The organism is Mesorhizobium sp. M1E.F.Ca.ET.041.01.1.1, assembly GCF_003997355.1.
Lineage (GTDB): Bacteria > Pseudomonadota > Alphaproteobacteria > Rhizobiales > Rhizobiaceae > Mesorhizobium.
The window spans coordinates 1-17,403 of sequence record NZ_RZSL01000070.1 but is presented as its reverse complement, the minus strand read 5'-3'; the positions used below and the strand labels follow the sequence as shown (position 1 = coordinate 17,403).

Here is a 17,403-nt window from a genome sequence, read left to right as displayed (position 1 = left end):
ACCTACGACACCGACTGGGATTCCGACGCCTATCTCACCGTCTCCGGCCAGAACTCCAACAATTCGGTGTCGCTGAAGGACAACTTCCTGCGCGCCGTCGAAGCCGATGGCGACTGGCAGCTCACCGCCCGCAAGGACGGCAAGGTGCTGAAGACGCTGAAGGCCAAGGACCTCTGGGAAAAGATCGGCTATGCCGCCTGGGCGTCGGCCGACCCCGGCCTGCACTTCAACACGACGATGAACGACTGGCACACCTGCGCGTCCGCCGGTGCGATCCGGGCCTCCAACCCGTGCTCGGAATACATGTTCCTCGACGACACGGCCTGCAACCTCGCCTCGATCAACCTCCTGCCCTACCGCAGAGAGGACGGCACGATCGACATCGCTGCCTACGAGCACACCGTCCGGCTGTGGACCGTCGTGCTCGAAATCTCAGTGATGATGGCGCAGTTCCCGTCGAAGGAGATCGCCAAGCTCTCCTATGAATACCGCACGCTCGGCCTCGGCTACGCCAATATCGGCGGCCTGCTGATGACCTCGGGCATTCCCTACGACTCCGACGAGGGCCGCGCCATCTGCGCCGCGCTCACCGCGATCATGACCGGCGTCGCCTACTCCACTTCGGCCGAGATGGCTTCCGAGCTCGGCGCCTTCCCGGACTATGACCGCAACGCGCAGAACATGCTGCGCGTCATGCGCAACCACCGCCGCGCCGCTTACGGAGACAAGGCCGGCTACGAGAAGCTCGCCGTCAACCCGGTGCCGCTGGTCGCGTCCGATCTCAAGCAGCAGGCGCTGGCCGAGCATGCCCGCGCCGCCTGGGACCGCGCCATCGAGCTCGGCGAGGAGCACGGCTACCGCAACGCGCAGGCGACCGTGATCGCGCCGACCGGCACGATCGGCCTCGTCATGGATTGCGACACAACCGGCATCGAGCCCGACTTCGCGCTGGTGAAGTTCAAGAAGCTCGCCGGCGGCGGCTACTTCAAGATCATCAACCGCGCCGTGCCGGAAGCGCTGAGGACGCTCGGCTATTCCGAAAGCCAGATCGCCGAGATCGAGGCCTATGCCGTCGGCCACGGCAATCTCAACCAGGCGCCGGGCATCAACCCGCCCTCGCTGAAGGCCAAGGGCTTCACCGACGAGAAGATCGCCGCGCTGAATGCGGCGCTGAAGTCGGCCTTCGACATCAAGTTCGTGTTCAACCAGTGGACGCTGGGCGCCGACTGGGTGAAGGAGACGCTTGGCTTCACCGACGAGCAGCTCTCGGACGTCTCCTTCGAGATGCTGCCGGCTCTCGGCTTCTCGAAGAAGGACATCGACGCCGCCAACATCCATGTCTGCGGCGCCATGACGCTGGAAGGCGCGCCCTTCCTCAAGGCCGAGCATCTCGCAGTGTTCGACTGCGCCAGCCCCTGCGGCAAGATCGGCAAGCGCTCGCTGTCGATCCAGAGCCACATCCTGATGATGGCGGCGGCGCAGCCCTTCATCTCGGGCGCCATCTCCAAGACCATCAACATGCCGAACGAGGCGACGGTCGAGGACGCCAAGAACGCCTACATGCTGTCGTGGAAGCTGGCGCTGAAGGCCAACGCCCTCTATCGCGACGGCTCGAAGCTGTCGCAGCCGCTCAATGCCTCGCTGCTCGCCGATGACGACGAGGACGAGGACGAGGCGGTCGAGCAGTTCATCGCCGCCCCGGCCGCACAGCGCGCCGTGCAGGTGACGGAAAAGATCGTCGAGCGCGTGGTGGAACGCCTCTACCGCGACCGCGAGAAGCTGCCGAACCGCCGCAAGGGCTACACCCAGAAGGCGGTGGTGGGCGGCCACAAGGTGTATCTCAGGACCGGCGAGTTCGACGACGGCCGCCTGGGCGAGATCTTCATCGACATGCACAAGGAGGGTGCCGCCTTCCGCGCGATGATGAACAATTTCGCCATCGCGATCTCGCTCGGCCTGCAATACGGCGTGCCGCTCGACGAATATGTCGAGGCCTTCACCTTCACCAAGTTCGAGCCGGCCGGCATGGTGCAGGGCAACGACGCGATCAAGAACGCGACGTCGATCCTCGACTACGTGTTCCGCGAGCTGGCGGTCTCCTATCTCGGTCGCCATGACCTCGCCCATGTCGACCAGTCGGACTTCGACAAGACCGCACTTGGCCGCGGCATCACCGAAGGCAAGGCGACGCCCTTCTCCAAGGGCCTCTATCGCGGCGCCTCGCCGGTGAAGCTGGTGTCGGGCATCGGTAGCGAACCCAAGGGGCTTGGCGGCTCCGCTCCGACGACGGCCCCTGCCCGCGCGGCACCCACCGCCTTCGCCGGTTCCAACGTGCTGGCGCTGAAGCCGGCGAGCGACGAGGCGCTTGCCTACAAGCGCGACTATGAGGAGCGCGCCAGGGAACTGGCCGAGGACATGCTGGAACAGGAAGCCGAGGCCGCCGGCGGCGCCGAGGCCTTATTCACCGACGCCGCCGCCAACGAAGCGGCCGAGGCAAAGAAGCTCGCCGCGACAAGGCGCCAGCAGTCGCTGCTCCAAGGCTACACTGGCAACGAATGCTCCGAGTGCCACAACTTCACCATGGTGCGAAACGGCACCTGCGAGAAGTGCGACACGTGTGGTTCGACGAGCGGGTGCAGCTGATATCTAAAACCTAGATGGTGCAACACTCAAAGTTTTGTACCTACAAGCCAATGTTTTGTACTTGGAGCGGCCAGACGGCCGCTCCTGATAAAGTCAGAAGGTAAGAAGCAACGGATCGTGAGAGAAATGCATCGGCTGCGGTGCAACGAGCGAAAGACGTTACGCGACGCACCGCCCCCCTCCTCCTGACGCGTCACTGAATCTCACTCAACGTCAAGGTAGATCGCTCATTCGACACACGAAGTCCGCTCACCCGGCCTGAATAGGTCGGGCGAACACTGAAACGAATGTTTCCGGGCACTAGGGTGCCCGGAAAGTGGTACGGCGAACAAAACGAGAATTGAGAGTATAGGTAGTGGGTGCCTATGGCTGACGCAGTGATTGCAAACTGGGACGGGCATGACTATCAGGCCCGATTCTTCTGGATACATGCTTCGGGTCTCCGCAATCCGGAGACACCCCATGTGGTCGAAGTTTCGTACGAGGCCGACGGCCCGAAAGGGTTCGACGACGTTGTCGTGCGATATAATCCTGGTATGGCCGGGCGTCGCTCGTTCAGAGTCGAGACCGCCCACCACCAGGTCAAATTTCATGTAAACCAAGTTGGGCGTTTCGGCTTCAGGGAGCTTGTGGAACCCGAGTTTATCGGCGCCAGCGCGATCTCTATCTTGCAGCGCCTGAAGGAAGCGGTGGCGAAAGCCCCACCCCGCTCGACGTTCACATTGGTCACGACAGATCGCGTCCGCGATGATGACCCGCTGTCCAAGCTTCTCAAAACGGCGGACAAGTCGCTGGACCTGGAAAAGCTCGCCGTAGGGAAAACAGAACTCAGCGAAATGGGTGAGGTCCGCGCTCTTTGGCGCAATCATCTCGAGCTGGAATCGGACGAAGAACTCTACGCGATCCTCGACACCTTCCATATCATGGAGGGGTATCATTCGCTGCAAGACATGCGTGAAAACGTCGACCTCAGATTCCAGGTCGTCGGTCTGGCACCCGGGGGTAACAGCCTCGAATTCAAGTTCGATGGTGCAGCCCGGGCACTCAAGGCGACTCAGCGAAATGTGCTTACCCGTGAGGCCTTCGAAGAGCTGTGCATCGAACAAGGCTGGGCGAGAACGACCCAGCCGGAGGATAGAAAGAACATTTCCATCCGTTCATTCACAGACGGTCCGACAGACTACCTCGATGCTCAGCCGGAAAACACGCTCTCGCTCGTGGACTTGTTCAACTTGCGGCATCTCAGGGAGGGAATCGACTGGAACACCGACGTCCGTTCTGCTGTCGAGGAGTTCCTCACGCGCGTTCGCCAGACGGACAAGGACATCCGTCTGTTCCTAGATAGCCATTCCTCGATTGCCTTCCTTGCAGGCGCGATGCTCGGCTTCAAGACCAGCACGCACGTCGAACTCAACCAGAAGGGACGAGGGCCGACCACCGTATGGCGGTCGGACGACGGGAAAGTCGGCCCGGCGGCCACAACCGAGGTGATTCCAGTCGGATCCGGCGACGAGATCGCTGTCGTGGTCAGCTTCTCGCGAAATGCATTGGCGGATGTCCAGGAATACATCAGGACGACCGCCCCGAGCATCGGGAGAATCCTGCACGTCGTCGCCGCAAACGGCCCGAGCCAGAAAGCGCTCGCTGGCGGAGAGCATGCAGCCGATCTCGCCGATCAGATCGCGGGTGCCGTGAAGGCGCTTCGCCCGCCGATCAGCGCGCGGCGGCACTTCTTCATAACGGCCCCGAATGCCTTCACATTCTTCATGGGCCAGCACCGCGACTCGATGGGTCCTGTGACGCTATACGAATTCGACTTCAAGAGCGCCGTGGACGGCAGCTACATCCCCTCTATCAGGATCGGTTGAACATGGAACTTAAATCGCAGTTCAGTGAGTTTCTCAGGGAAATCCGCCCTACCGATCGCCAGAAGGAGGAATGGAAGACGGGCTCGAACACGCTCCGGTCTCGCCTAGCGGCGGACAGGGACCTGAGTGGAATCGTGGTGGCGACCTTCCTGCAAGGAAGCATCCGACGTTCCACTGCCATTCGTCCGACGGGCGACAAGCGTCCGGATGTCGATGTGGTGGTGGTGACGGATATCGACTGTGACAAAACCACCCCCCAGCAGGCGATGGACAAGTTCGTGCCGTTCCTCGATCGACACTACCCAGGCAAGTGGCGGGCTCAGGGACGTTCCTTCGGGATCGAACTTTCCTATGTCGATCTCGATCTGGTCATCACCGCGCTTCCGACTGATCCGACGTCGCGTCAGGCAATGGAGCGTCTGTATCGGTCCAACTCGGTGTTGACCACCAGTACTATCGAAGACGACATGAGCTGGCGGCTGAACGAGCGCTGGCAGCCAACGCCCTTCGGAGTTCAGCCGCAGTTGCTTGAGGACGCGCCTTCAGGCAACTGGCGACCACATCCGCTTTTCCTTCCCGACCGCGATGTCGGGAGGTGGGGACGTACGCATCCGCTGGCTCAAATCCAGTGGACGGCCGCCAAGAATCGAGCTTGCAACGGACACTACGTCAATCTGGTACGCGCGACGAAATGGTGGCGGCAGCAGTATGCCGAGACCCTCCCCAAATATCCCAAGGGTTACCCGCTGGAGCATATGATCGGCCACGTCCTTGAGGAAGGCACCAGTTCCATGGCTTCAGGCCTCGTCCAGGTATTCGAGACGATGCGGGACAAATGGAGGTTCGAAGCCCTCGTGGGCAAGGTCCCTGCACTGGCAGACCACGGCGTGCCCGAGCACGACGTCCTCAAGCGCCTGCCTCTGGAAGACTTCAGGGCATTCCACTCTGCGATCACGACCGCGGCCGATCAGGCGCGCGAGGCGCTGGAGTGTGACGACGTTCAGAAGAGCGGCCAGCTCTGGCAAAAACTGTTCGGCGGAAAGTTCCCGCTTCCCGGTCCGAACGGAGGAGATCGAAAGCCAGGTTTCTTCACGGCGCCTGCGCAGCCCGCCGAACCACGGAGGACCGAGCGGTTCGCATGAGGACCTCGTAGTTGTTCGTACCTGAGGTCCTTCAGAACGTGGCCGACAGCGTTGTCGGCCACAGCCGAATTACGGTACTCCGGCCGTGGACACGTCTGGCCGACAGCCGGTGGACGCTGTATATATGCGCGCGCCTTTCAGTTCCCGAATGCGGCACCATTCCAACGGAGACAAACTGGTATCTGGTGTTCGATCCGGCCAGCGTGTCTGTGACCGTCTTCCCATCGAAGGTAGGTGGGATAACTGCGACCCACCAGCACCAGAGTTTCAACGACGAAGGTCCGGCCGCCCTACCGTGGCGGCTGGGCAATCCGTGCCTTAATCGTCAAGCAGCAGCTTTCGCCCGCGTCGCCTGGGCAGGCGAACCCAAAGCCATCGACGAGAAGATTTGGTGGCATCTCGAGCGGCTACTTGTTTGGATCGACGCTGGGGCGAGCGATAAACTCGCGGTCCCGGGAGAGCCTCTGGAACTGCCGTCCGGTCCTGGTCAGACAAGTTTTCCTGTGGTGGGTTTCACGAGCTCGGTCGACGACCTTCAGTACTGGCAGGCAATGAACGGTCAGTGGGGATGGGCAGACCTAGCACGGCTTCCGAGATCGGTCGCAAGCTATGGCATCACGGCTTTCCACGGCAAAGGTCAAAAATCGATCCGCGAGCTGAAATGGGGCCGCTTGATCGCGGCCCAGGAGTCGTCCGCAACAGCGCTCTGGATCGCCCTCGATCGGTTGCCTGTCGTCGCGCCATGGGAGTTGCCACGGACATGGGCCGCCCTGTCCTCCTACCTAGAAACCGTCGGAGTCGATCTCGGAGAGGTCCTTGTTCGATCGGGAGCGGATCGCCGTCACCGAACGAAGGACAGCGGTCCCGTAATGATGCTTCTTGGTTTTCCACTTTCGTACACGATCGGCGAACCGCCCTTGCGCTATCATTGGCTAGCGATCGACGGCGTCGAACTTGCTGACCGTCGGGCAAAGAAAAACGGTTTCCGAGCGAATGAAAATACGCGGCAGTTCATCGACCGTTCCCGCGCGTCCTTGAATTCGAACCTGAAATGGCTCCGCACGGTGAACTGGGAGCCCGAGGAAATCCGGGCCCGCGCAGGTCCGGAGAATGTGGTGCCGTCGAAGCGGGTCCTCGTCATCGGGGCAGGTTCTCTCGGCAGGGCGGTGTGCGAGAATCTGGTTCGGATGGGTTTGATCGAGATGGGTGTCCTTGATGCCGACCTTCTCGACGTCGGCAATCTTACCCGACACGCGCTGGGCATGGACGCGGTTGGCCACAACAAGGCCTCGGCGCTTGCCAGTGCCCTGAACCTGATCATGCCGGACGCAAACGTCACGGGCTTCGCATCGAGTTTCCCGCCGACAGACACAGAGATAGCAGAACAGGTGCGTTCATTCGACGTGATTGTCGATTGCTCGGGATCGGACAGTGTTCTTGATGCCCTGTCAATGTTCGACTGGGGGGACGAAAAAACGTTCGTCAGCTTAGCGATGACCTGGAAAGGCGAAGGCTTGCTCGTGTTTACTGCATCGGAAACCTCGTTTCCCACGGTGGACGCCAAAGAGAGCTTCGCGGATTTCGGCGTTCCCCCTGCCTCTCTTGATGACGCGCGAATAGAAGGTATCGGCTGCTGGCACCCTGTGTTCCCGGCAGATGCATCGGACGTGCGATTGTGGGGCGCGATTGGATCGAAAGCCATTCTAAGGGCGATCCGGTCTCCGCAAAGGCGTTGCGAGTATTTCAGGCAGGGCGTGGACGGGACCGTGGAGCGTCAGGATGCCTGAGGACGGAAAAGACTTCGTAAGCCAGGTTCATGGGATCTCAGTACATGTGACCGGAGTGGCCGTTCACACGATCAAAGAATACGCGCTGGCGGCGGGAGACCGCGAGACCGGAGGCATCCTAGTCGGCCGCTACGATGGCCACGGGAATAACGTAACCGTCTCCGAGGCAACGACGCAGTCTAAGGATTCTCGGTCAGGTCGGACATGGTTTCAGCGTGGTGTCCATGGCTTGAAAGACCTTCTCCAAAGCCGTTGGCGCCATGGCGAATACTACGTCGGGGAATGGCATTCGCACCCACGCGCAGCGCCCGAGCCGAGCGCGAATGACATCAAGGAAATGCGGGCGATTTCAAAGGAAATCAGCTATCGATGTCCGAAGCCGGTCATGATTATAGCTGGCACTTCGGCTGCACGAGAGGTCTACCTCTCGGCAAGTGTCTTCGAGCGTGGAGGCCTAGTAAGGCTCCAGGAGAGTTCCGTTTCTTCTGAGACTTGACAGCTTCAGGCGAACCTTCAACCAGAAGAAACAATATGCAGACTGCATGCCGGTACTCGGATGGCCATGCCCCTGACCGTCGGTGTTTCCGGAATGCTCGTAACGAGCTAGACGAAGGGATGAACGAAGCCTTCACCTCTATCTTGCTATCGCTGCAAGCTGGCGTGCCTTGGCGAAAGGTGAAAGGCTTCCAGATGACAGACTTCCCGAATTTGAAGACGAAGTACCCGGACCTGATTCCGGCCCGAATGGATTTCGAGTGCGGGCCGGGATGGGAAAAGGTCCTAGACAAGTATTTCGGCGACGTCTCCGCCGCCCTTCCATCAGGAACGCGCTTACGCCTCGACAAAGTCTACGAGAAATATGGAAGCCTGAGGGTTGATGCGATGCCCGAGGGCGCCGTTACCCGCTCTGTTCATCTTGCACTGGATAGGGCAGAGGTCCTCGCCGACTTGCGTTCCTATCGATACTGCGAGACCTGCGGCAAGCCGGGCAGCCTACGAGACAAGTCGTGGCTTTCCGTTGATTGCGAGGCCCACGCCAACGGAGCACCCCCTCTCCCGCCCCATGACGGTCGGATTACCCTCGATGGCGTTGCCTTTGAATATGACGAAGGCCTCGACGACTTGGTCCCTACCAAACGCCGCGCAAAGCGACCGACTGGGACGAAGCGCTAGCCCCAAGCCACGTTTCGTTTGACCAAAACGATTGCCGAGACAGCCGCTACTTGTGGGTCCTCGGAAGGATTCCTGGATTGCCATACACCACCTACGCCATAGGCGACGTTCACGGCCGTGCTGACTTGCTTGCGCCTCTCCTTGATGCCATTGGCCGGGAAGCTGGCGCATCCGGCCGCGAGCCCCGCGTGCTCTTCCTCGGGGACATCGTCGACCGCGGCCCATCGAGCCGGCAGGCGCTGGACCTCGTCTGCCACACACTGGAGAGATGGCCTCGGTCGCGGCTGATCCGCGGCAATCATGACGCCTACTTCCTGGATTTCATGACGTCGGAGGCAGTCGACGAAGTCAGGTTCAGCAGGTGGCTGCTACGGCTGGGCGGCTACGAGACACTGGAATCCTATGGGCTGATTGCCGAGGGCGGTATCTCCGACACCGCTGCCGCGTTCAGGGCAAACTTCGGCCGGCACCTGGAGACATTGCAGCAAGCCGTGCCGATCATTGTCGACGGCCGCTTCGCCTATGTTCACGCGGGAGTTGATCCAATTCGCCCTGTCACGGAGCAGGATTCGAAGGACATGATGATGATCCGGGAGCCCTTCCTGCGATACGAAGGCGAGCTTTCTCACGTCATCGTCCACGGACACACGCCAACGCCAACCTGCCTGCCCGAGAGAGGGCGCTGGCGTATCGGCATCGATACCGGGGCATACGCTACCGGCAGGCTAACCTGCCTTGTCGTCCCGGCTGATGAACGCATCCGCCACTTCCTGTTCGCTATTGCCTCGGCGGCACATGTGGAGATTACGCGAGAAGAGGCAGATGGGTTCGAACTCGCCGCGTAGCATGTGGAAGCGTTGCCTCTCTGCTCAGAGCGCCAGCTTGACTTCCTGGTCAGTGGCCCGCAGACGATAGAATTCCCTGGCGACATGGTCTTCGATTTGGGCGTTGGGATGCTTCGACGGCATCATGCGGTCGAGGCCCTCCGGCGTGAAGATGTCGTCGACCTGAACAGCAGCATCGCCAGGATCGTCGACCTGCAGAACCCAATCACGCGAAGGCAGCCGGCCTGCCGCTACAAGCGGGTCGCCCCAGCCGCGCCAGCCATCGAAGCCGGCAGTGAGCTTCAGCCCGTTGAGTTCCGGGCGAGGAAGCGGCAGCAGGCTGGCAAGTTCCGTTGCAGCTCCCAGGTTCATGTTCGCAGCGAAGACGGCGTACTGAGCTTCGCCTGTTCGGATCGTGAGGCGAGCCGCCCGGTACTTGGCGCCTTTGCGGTCGAGCGGCAAGGGGAAGACCATGCTTTCGAGGACAGCGAATCCTTTCCGCCCTAGCTGGAAAAGATCGTGCTTTATGGGGAACGGTTCTGCTGACAATCTTCGAACTCCAGTTTCCGCAAGAGCTTGCGTTGGCTGGAAGCAAGGATCGAATCCGCAAGCGCGTGAACCGAATGGCCTCGATTTGAAGTCATCATCGATCCCGCGAATTGTTGGCCTATGGATATCGGCAGCACCTGATCAAGGGCCCGATGTCGGCCGCCTGCCTAAGATACATCGTTCCCATTCTCATCGTCGTCCTGCAAGACATCAGTCCATTGAGACTTCACGCCCCGCTGCACGCGTCCAGGACGATCCACCGCGTACCTGCCAAGATTGCGGCCGGCCTCCACGATTTCTTGATACAGCGACTGCGCCGACTGAAGCCGACCAAAATTCTCAAGAACCTGGAGGAAGAGGCGGGTCGAGAGCATGTAGACTTCCGGATGGCTGCCACGGACCACGACATCTCCGAAATTGGCATCGTCAGACAACAGCAAGATAAGTTCGTCGCGAGGTTCCGAGTTGTTGATCTGCTGTATCAGCCACGCAATCGACGCATCACCAATGCCCTTGGAAGGACGTGACGTGTTGCCCGCTTCCTCCTGCGCGACTGCATCAAGCCAGTCGTCGAGCAGAGGGGTGTCGATGACCTTGTGCTTCTGGCCATCAACCTGCTGGAACCATGAAGCGAGTTCAGCGGCACCAATCTTATCAGGGTACCGCAGGCACTCTGCGCGAACGACATCGGTAACGCGGACTCTTCTCTTGAATTCTCCCAGCAGGTCGAGCCGATGACAGGCTGCCAAACTGATTAAGGGGCCGCTGTCGACGATTACGATAGTGACGGGCAGCCGTCGATAATCACTCATGCGGCTCTTGGTCCGGGGCCAGCGGGTCCAGCGTTCTGTTGCTCCAATGCTCGCCGGACTGCGGCGGATACCTTTTCCACCGCCGCCGCCTCTGCTTCATTCAGCTTGATACAGATATCCACGTCGCAAGCATCCGCGAGCCCGTAGAGTTCGAGGATATTCGTCGCGCCCGTAAGAGACATTGCGCGAGAGGCCGTAATTTCGCCTTCCTGCCACGCCTCGAGTGCGTCATGAACGGACATCATTTTCTCAACCCTTTCCTTTCACTTGCCTGCTTCCATGACGTAGCGCGTGAAGACGCATACGACAATATGGCAGCGCTTAAGCGAAGCTTGACAAGAGAATATCATATCTTCGAACCGCACGGACCCTTCGCCAAACCCGGATAGGACCTTCCGCGTGCAGACTTGGGGCTAGATTCAGAATTGGGCATACCAAGAATCCTTTCTTTATTTGGAGGGCGGCCGCGCTCCCGGGATTGGGGTACACGCTGGCAACCGCGGCGACGTCGAACGCCACGTTGGTCTCAGTATTTTTTGGGAGGAGCCGCCAGAAAGGACGGTCCCGACTGAAGACGCTAGGAGAGCGTGCCCGGGTCGACGGGCAGCTCAGACCAGTCGAAGGCCTCGCCCGCCTCCTGGCAGCGGTCGCGCTCGCGGAGATAGAGCACTTCCCAGCGCTGTCCGGTCCGCCGGTAGAAGCGAGCCAGGGCATCCAACGCGGGCTCGATATGCCCGAAAACCTTGCGCTCGATCTCCGCCTTCGACACATCGACGGCTTGCGTGACCGGGACGGGCTTGCAGCCGCGCCGCAGCGGATCGCCATCGTACGCCACCTCTGGCTTCAGGGTGGCATTGTCCGGCAGGAAGAACACGGCGGGCCGCCAGAAGGTAGGGATTGACGGGAGTCCGGGCACTAGCACGACCGCCGTCGCCCTGCGGGCGTACGTGCAGTAGTATCCTGCGCGCGTCAGGCTCTCGTCATCGAGATGCCAGCCGTCGGCAGCGTTGCCGTCACGGAAGCGAAGGTCGAAGGCGCTAGGGGAAGCGTACTCAGGCAGCGGCTGTGAATGCGCGGCAATGGCCTGCTTGATACGAGCGGTGATATCCATGATTTGGTTCCTTTCTTTGCACGATAAATGACGTCACTCACCGGATGGCGAGGTCATATGCGTGCGAAAGAAAGGGCGCTCATGAACATGGGGCGCTCCTATACATAAGCGACCCAGGGGAGTCGAGATCCCCTGCAACAAAAACGGAGCCATCTGAACCATCGGTGAATCCGCTGGAAATGCCTTCGTTACATTTCTACAGAACCGGGTCGGGTTTGATCTCCGCTTCCCAGGGCAGCGATTACAGCCAGTGGGTGCCCGACAACCTTTTTGGACGGCGGTGCTCCAGGCCGGGAAAACATTTCCCAAAATCCGACGCTTTGGTTGCGTGAACCGCTCAAGCGTGGCGTGAAATCGGCCAGCTTCGTCTTTCTGAAAAGGCACCAGGTGAATCAGTAATAAATCAGCAGTCCTGTCGTTGATTGCGCCGCCTCGGGAAGTTAGGGAGACGGATGCACTTAACCAGGAGGATTTGTTTTGGCCGACGCGACCGTCAATCTGATCGAGGTAACCGCAGATATCGTTTCCGCTTACGTCAGCAAGAATCCGGTACCCGTCGCGTCTTTGCCGGAACTGATTTCCAGCGTGAATTCGTCACTCTCGAAAATCCGCCAACTAACCGAACCCGAGAAGCAGGCCCAGGCTCCGGCAGTCAATCCGAAGAGGTCGGTGTTCCCCGACTACATCATTTGCCTCGAGGATGGGAAGAAATTCAAATCACTGAAGCGCCATCTCGGCGTTCATTATGGGCTAACGCCCGACGAGTATCGCGAGAAGTGGGGATTAAAGTCGGACTACCCTATGGTGGCGCCGAACTATGCGGCTGCGCGGTCGGAAATGGCTAAGGCAATAGGTCTGGGCCGGAAGGCCCCACCAGCGAAGAAGGCTGCCACCAAGCGGAAAGCGAAGGCTCGCTAGAGCTTTGCTGCGCCCGGGCGTAACTGAGAGGCTGCCTTGAGAGACGGTATCCTGACGCGGGTAAACCGACTCACCTAGACAGCACCGCTGAAGGCAACTTCCCGACGAGCTCACTAGCCGCGCTCGGCGGCGCGTGCTGTGACAATGATAGCATTGCGGCAAGCGCAGGCGAGACTTCGACGCGACCCGAATGGCAAGCCGAGCCGGTCGATGCCGCGACCCGGCGAGTGCTGCCGATCACGCTATCCGGGTGTGGAAGAAGTCCTTGCTACCTACGAGGCGCTTGTCGAGTACTGGCGGCCGGAGACGAGGTTGGCGGCACCGACACTGCTTCGCCATGGATGAAGTCAACTCTTTGCGCTGGCGCAAGCTTCGACGATTCAAGGTAGGCCAATATTGAGCGACGCGGCGCGATATGTGCTCAGGCGAATGGCCAAGCGCCGGCAGCGGTACCCTCCCGTTAGTGGCAGCAGTTCGCAAGGAGCTTCACGATACCGGCCGCATTCGTTCTTGTCGGGGCACAAAGCCTCGATCTGCGCTCGAAGCAGGAAGCCTGGGAAAGTGAGATGACCGACTTGCGGGATGATGCCGACGACAGACTTGCGGCCTCGCCGTTCTGGGTCATGGCCAAACCCATAGGTCCCAGATGCAACCTCGACTGCACCTATTGCTACTATCTGAAAAAGGCAGAGCTCTATCCGGAGGAAAACAAGTTCCGGATGCCGCCCGACGTGCTCGAAACCTTCATTCGCGACTATATCGCCAGTCAGTCGCGTGCCGGGCTGCGGGAAATCCAGTTCGTCTGGCAGGGCGGCGAGCCTACCATGCTGGGACTGGACTACTTCCGGACCATAACCGCATTGCAGCGCAGGCATTGTCCGCCAGGCCGCGCCATCCGCAACGCGCTGCAGACGAACGGCACCCTTCTCGATGACGAATGGGCACGATTCTTCCACGAGGAACAGTTTCTGGTTGGCCTGAGCCTGGATGGACCGCCTCGCCTGCACGATCATTACCGACGCGACAGGCGCGACCAGCCCAGCTCGTCCCGCGTGCTGTCTGCCTGGGATCTGCTGGCCCGTCATAGGGTGGATACGAACGTCCTGTGCGTGGTCAACGCCCGCAACGTCAGCTTCCCCCTGGAAGTGTACCGCTATCTGCGGGACATCGGCGTGCAGTTCATGCAGTTCATCCCGGTGATCGAGCGGATCGATCGGCAAGGAGAGCTCGCCCCGCCGCCCATGCCCAACGACGACGATCTCGTCATCGCGCCTTGGAGCGTGACCCCCAAGAAATACGGCCGGTTCCTGTGCAGGATGTTCGACGAATGGGTCCGTCATGACGTCGGCAGGGTCTTCGTCCAGTTCTTCGACCTTCAGCTCGGGATCTGGGCCGGGCGGCCAGCCTCTTTATGCGTCTTTGCGGAGACCTGTGGCTCGGGACTGGCCCTGGAGCACAATGGCGACCTTTATGCGTGCGACCACTACGTCTATCCGCAATATCGGCTCGGCAACATCACGCAGTCTCCGATCGATGCTCTGGCGTCTCTGCCGCAACAGCGACAGTTCGGCCTGGACAAGAAAGCCCGCCTTCCTGCCGCATGCAAAAGGTGCGAATGGCGCTTTGCCTGTCATGGCGGCTGTCCCAAGCACCGTTTCCTACCAACGCCCGCGAATGCCCCGGAGCGGTTGAACTATTTTTGCGAATCCAATCGCATGTTCTTTGCCCACGCGGCACCCTTGCTGGAGGCGATGGTGCACCTGCTGCGTCAAGGGCTGCCTGCGGCCAGGATCATGGACATGCTGGCAAGAGAGCCTGCAGGCTCGCCTTCCGGGCGCAATGCCCAGTGCCCATGCGGAAGCGGCCTAAAGTACAAGCGATGCTGCGGCGCTTGAACTCAGAGTTTCCATGCGAGAGCTAGTCGCTCCGAGCCGTAGCCGGAAAGTTGTTATGGCCGATGCCGACGATGCGGTTGAGAGCGCCCTTTAGTTTCGCAGGACCAGTGAAGGTTGGCGGAACTCGTCCGCCGCATATGTAAGCGAAATAATGGCAGAGCATTTCGACATCGAAAGCGAATCCGACGGCACGTGGTCGGTGATCGACATCAAGACCCGGGCTTCCCTACGAGGTCGCCGGCCTCCAGCTCGAGAGCATGCCCTTCTGGTTGGCTCCCGATCTTGTTGGCTTCTGAATGACGTGGATCGCGAGAGAAAGCGGCCCCACTAGCTGCTAGCGGATTCCTATTCGTCGCTATCCTCGTGGCCGTTTTCTCGTCGAGTTGGTTCCGAGCTGCATCTTTCGCCTTTTCTTCGACGTACACCTGGCAGCCTTCATTGAATGATTGGCCTCCCCGTCGCGATCCCGTTCGTCAGTGATGTCATTCCGAGCCGCCCAGTCGTAGCCTCATGTCTGGAGCAATCGTCAGTGGACTCGTAGCCACGGAGCGTCTCTTCGCCGGAGTAGCGTGCGAGCCGACCAGCGCCGGGGTGCCTGTCCGTACGTTGCCTAAGGATCTACCGCCGACGGACGCGACAGGAATAAGCGCGCGTGGCGAACAGCCAGCACGTCTTCAGCCGACAACCCGCTCTGAGTTTGACCTAGCGCAATGTTCGCCGGCGAGCTTCGTCTAATAGACGGCGCGGGTCGATCAAGCGATCTCGTCCCAGACAAATAAGGACTCGGAAGAAAATGCCTTCGATGAAACTTATGCTGTCGGTTGCGGCAGCCACTCTGATAACGGCTGGTGCTGCTCACGCCGCCGAGGTTGAAGTCAACATGATGAACATGGGCAAGCACGGGATGTTTCAGCTAGAACCGTCGTTCCTCAAAGTAGCGCCCGGCGACACCGTCCATTTCGTCGCCAAGGACAAGGGCCACGATGTCGAATCCATTCCCGGCATGCTGCCGGACGGCGCCCAGCCGTTCAAAGGCGAGATGAACAAGGACGTCTCAGTCACATTCACGAAGCCCGGCGTTTACGGCATCAAATGCAATCCCCACTACGGCATGGGCATGGTCGCGCTGGTCGTGGTCGGCGACCCGGGCAGCAACCTGAAGGCAGCCGAAGCGGTCAATCAGCCCGGCAAGGCCAAGAAGGCTTTCGAGGAGCTGTTCAAACAGATCGGCCAATAGTGCGTAAAGGCAGTTCAGCGATTCCATCGAACGCTGAACCGCTCCGCGGCTGACGCTCGCTGCATCAGCCGAACGCCTGCAGCCGCGCTGCGATGGCAGCGAGGCTCAGCAGGGTCCGATCCGCCGCCCGTTGGGCCGCAGCCAGCACCTGTTCGTCGCGCGTGCGGTCGGCGAGATTTAGATAGGCCTGGTGCAGCCGTTCGGCCTCGGCGAGCGCAGCGCGCAGAAGCGGCAAGGGCCTGGCGGCCTGCGCAAGCTCCGCTCTCCCTGCTTCGACAGTTCCGTTGGCGGCTTCAGATCCGTTCGCACGTTCCCGCTCGGCGACCTCGGCGATCGTTTTCGACGCCGCATCCTCACCCAAGATTGCAAGCCGTGAAGCAATCCTTCGGTGGCAGGCTGCGGCACGCGACTCCAGCTGGCGGCTCTGTCGCACGAACTCCGGCAGCGACGAAGCATCCAGCATTGGCATCTCGCTGCGGGCGCCTGCGGCACCTTGCCGCCGATAGGCACGACGCCGCTCTTCGCGCAGCGTCGCCGCGTGATCGAGCGCCTTTCCGGCGAGCCACTCCGCCGTCGCCCGGACTGCCGCATCGTCGCTTTGCGCCGCGACATAGGAATAGAAGGCGAAAGCCAACATTTCGTTGTCCACGGCAATGCCGAGGGCTCGGTACGCAGTGAGTAGCGCGCTTGCCTCCGCTTCGTCCCACGATCGAGCGATTTCTGAAGGCAACCCACGCGGATCGGCTGGTGTCGGCGGCTGCGCGCCCGTCAACTGACTAGAGCGGCGGGCGATTTCCTCGACATGGTCGCGCTGCTCTTCGACAAGCGTACTGAACGTTCCGGCAATCTCACGCTCGTTCAGCTTCTCCATACGAGCAGCGAGCCTTTGGTATCGCTGTGCCGCGCTTTCCTCCACGGCCGTCGCCAAGCCAAGAAGCTGCTGAACATTGCGAAACTGCACCTTGGGCTCTTCACTCAGCCGCGTCATGGGAGCGCGCCTCCTGGAGGAATGAGCGCCAGTATGACATCGGCTGGCATCGTTTGAGTTTGTCGTAGATCAAAGAGCCGCCGGCGCGATCGTCTAAGGGTGGCGCTCGCTTGGTCAGGTTTCGGTCGGGCTTTGGGCAGATGGCGGCAATGAAATCACTCACCGAATTTGGATGGAGACCGACGGCGCGCCGGCTGATGGCCGTCCTTGTTCTTCTTCTCGCCGTTCTGTCGTTGCCATGCGAAGCGAGCGCGGCCGGCCGCCTCGGCGAATTCCTGGGCGGATTGCCGGCGGCCGACATAGATCCCGCCGCCGGCAGTTTCGGCGCAGTCGAGGGTAATCCGCCCGCGGCAAAGCTACTGAAGGGCGGGCAACCCGTCGGCTATGTCTTTCTCACCAACGATGTCGTCGATTCGACCGGCTATTCCGGCAAACCGATCAACATCGTTGTCGGCG

At 60.6% G+C, this 17,403-nt stretch carries 14 protein-coding genes and 1 pseudogene; 11 read left to right on the top strand and 4 right to left on the bottom strand.

Annotated elements, in window-relative coordinates; translation table 11 throughout:
- The 7 genes from EOA38_RS08835 to EOA38_RS08805 all read left to right on the top strand — a co-directional run.
- Positions 1-2,643, top strand: a 2,643-nt coding sequence (locus EOA38_RS08835) for a vitamin B12-dependent ribonucleotide reductase (protein WP_127298978.1), incomplete at its 5' end; no start/stop codon positions are given.
- Between the two features lie 365 nt (positions 2,644-3,008).
- On the top strand, positions 3,009-4,511 hold the full coding sequence (locus EOA38_RS08830) for an SAVED domain-containing protein (RefSeq protein ID WP_126093747.1): 1,503 nt from the start codon (positions 3,009-3,011) through the stop codon (positions 4,509-4,511).
- Between the two features lie 2 nt (positions 4,512-4,513).
- Positions 4,514-5,653: a hypothetical protein gene (locus EOA38_RS08825; RefSeq protein WP_126093746.1), complete on the top strand. Its 1,140-nt coding sequence runs from the start codon at positions 4,514-4,516 to the stop codon at positions 5,651-5,653.
- An 11-nt stretch (positions 5,654-5,664) separates the two neighbouring features.
- A complete protein-coding gene (locus tag EOA38_RS08820) occupies positions 5,665-7,440 on the top strand; it encodes a ThiF family adenylyltransferase (RefSeq protein WP_127298977.1) in 1,776 nt (591 codons plus the stop codon).
- Positions 7,433-7,936: a Mov34/MPN/PAD-1 family protein gene (locus EOA38_RS08815; RefSeq protein WP_126093744.1), complete on the top strand. Its 504-nt coding sequence runs from the start codon at positions 7,433-7,435 to the stop codon at positions 7,934-7,936. Before EOA38_RS08820 ends, EOA38_RS08815 begins: the two co-directional genes overlap by 8 nt.
- A gap of 119 nt (positions 7,937-8,055) precedes the next feature.
- Positions 8,056-8,613, top strand: coding sequence for a hypothetical protein (locus tag EOA38_RS08810; protein WP_126093743.1), 558 nt, complete (start codon positions 8,056-8,058; stop codon positions 8,611-8,613).
- A 50-nt stretch (positions 8,614-8,663) separates the two neighbouring features.
- The gene (locus EOA38_RS08805) at positions 8,664-9,458 is read left to right on the top strand and encodes a metallophosphoesterase (RefSeq protein WP_126093742.1); all 795 of its coding nucleotides are present in this window, start codon (positions 8,664-8,666) and stop codon (positions 9,456-9,458) included.
- A 24-nt stretch (positions 9,459-9,482) separates the two neighbouring features.
- On the opposite strand, the gene EOA38_RS08800 is transcribed toward EOA38_RS08805, so the two are convergent.
- The 3 genes from EOA38_RS08800 to EOA38_RS08790 all read right to left on the bottom strand — a co-directional run bounded on the left by EOA38_RS08800 (position 9,483) and on the right by EOA38_RS08790 (position 11,909).
- Positions 9,483-9,911: a hypothetical protein gene (locus EOA38_RS08800; RefSeq protein ID WP_127298976.1), complete on the bottom strand. Its 429-nt coding sequence runs from the start codon at positions 9,909-9,911 to the stop codon at positions 9,483-9,485.
- 242 nt (positions 9,912-10,153) lie between these two features.
- Positions 10,154-10,798: a hypothetical protein gene (locus EOA38_RS08795; RefSeq protein ID WP_126093740.1), complete on the bottom strand. Its 645-nt coding sequence runs from the start codon at positions 10,796-10,798 to the stop codon at positions 10,154-10,156.
- 577 nt (positions 10,799-11,375) lie between these two features.
- Positions 11,376-11,909 (bottom strand): hypothetical protein, encoded by a 534-nt coding sequence (locus EOA38_RS08790; RefSeq protein ID WP_126093739.1) that lies wholly within the window; start codon positions 11,907-11,909, stop codon positions 11,376-11,378.
- 477 nt (positions 11,910-12,386) lie between these two features.
- On the opposite strand from EOA38_RS08790, the gene EOA38_RS08785 reads away from it, so the two are divergent.
- The 3 genes from EOA38_RS08785 (at position 12,387) to EOA38_RS08775 (ending at position 15,959) form a co-directional block, all read left to right on the top strand.
- On the top strand, positions 12,387-12,827 hold the full coding sequence (locus EOA38_RS08785; protein ID WP_126093738.1) for a MucR family transcriptional regulator: 441 nt from the start codon (positions 12,387-12,389) through the stop codon (positions 12,825-12,827).
- Between the two features lie 566 nt (positions 12,828-13,393).
- Positions 13,394-14,722 (top strand): anaerobic sulfatase maturase, encoded by a 1,329-nt coding sequence (locus EOA38_RS08780; RefSeq protein ID WP_126093737.1) that lies wholly within the window; start codon positions 13,394-13,396, stop codon positions 14,720-14,722.
- Positions 14,723-15,533: 811 nt separating this feature from the next.
- Positions 15,534-15,959, top strand: a complete 426-nt coding sequence (locus EOA38_RS08775; RefSeq protein ID WP_348627511.1) for a pseudoazurin — start codon at positions 15,534-15,536, stop codon at positions 15,957-15,959.
- Between the two features lie 64 nt (positions 15,960-16,023).
- Here the strand turns inward: EOA38_RS08775 and EOA38_RS08770 are convergent, their stop codons facing one another.
- Positions 16,024-16,947 carry a ferritin family protein gene (locus tag EOA38_RS08770; protein WP_126093735.1) on the bottom strand — a complete coding sequence of 308 codons (924 nt, stop codon included), beginning with the start codon at positions 16,945-16,947 and terminating at the stop codon, positions 16,024-16,026.
- Positions 16,948-17,144: 197 nt separating this feature from the next.
- Between EOA38_RS08770 and EOA38_RS08765 the strand changes: the two are divergent.
- Positions 17,145-17,403, top strand: a pseudogene (locus EOA38_RS08765) (4Fe-4S binding protein); the annotation flags it as partial.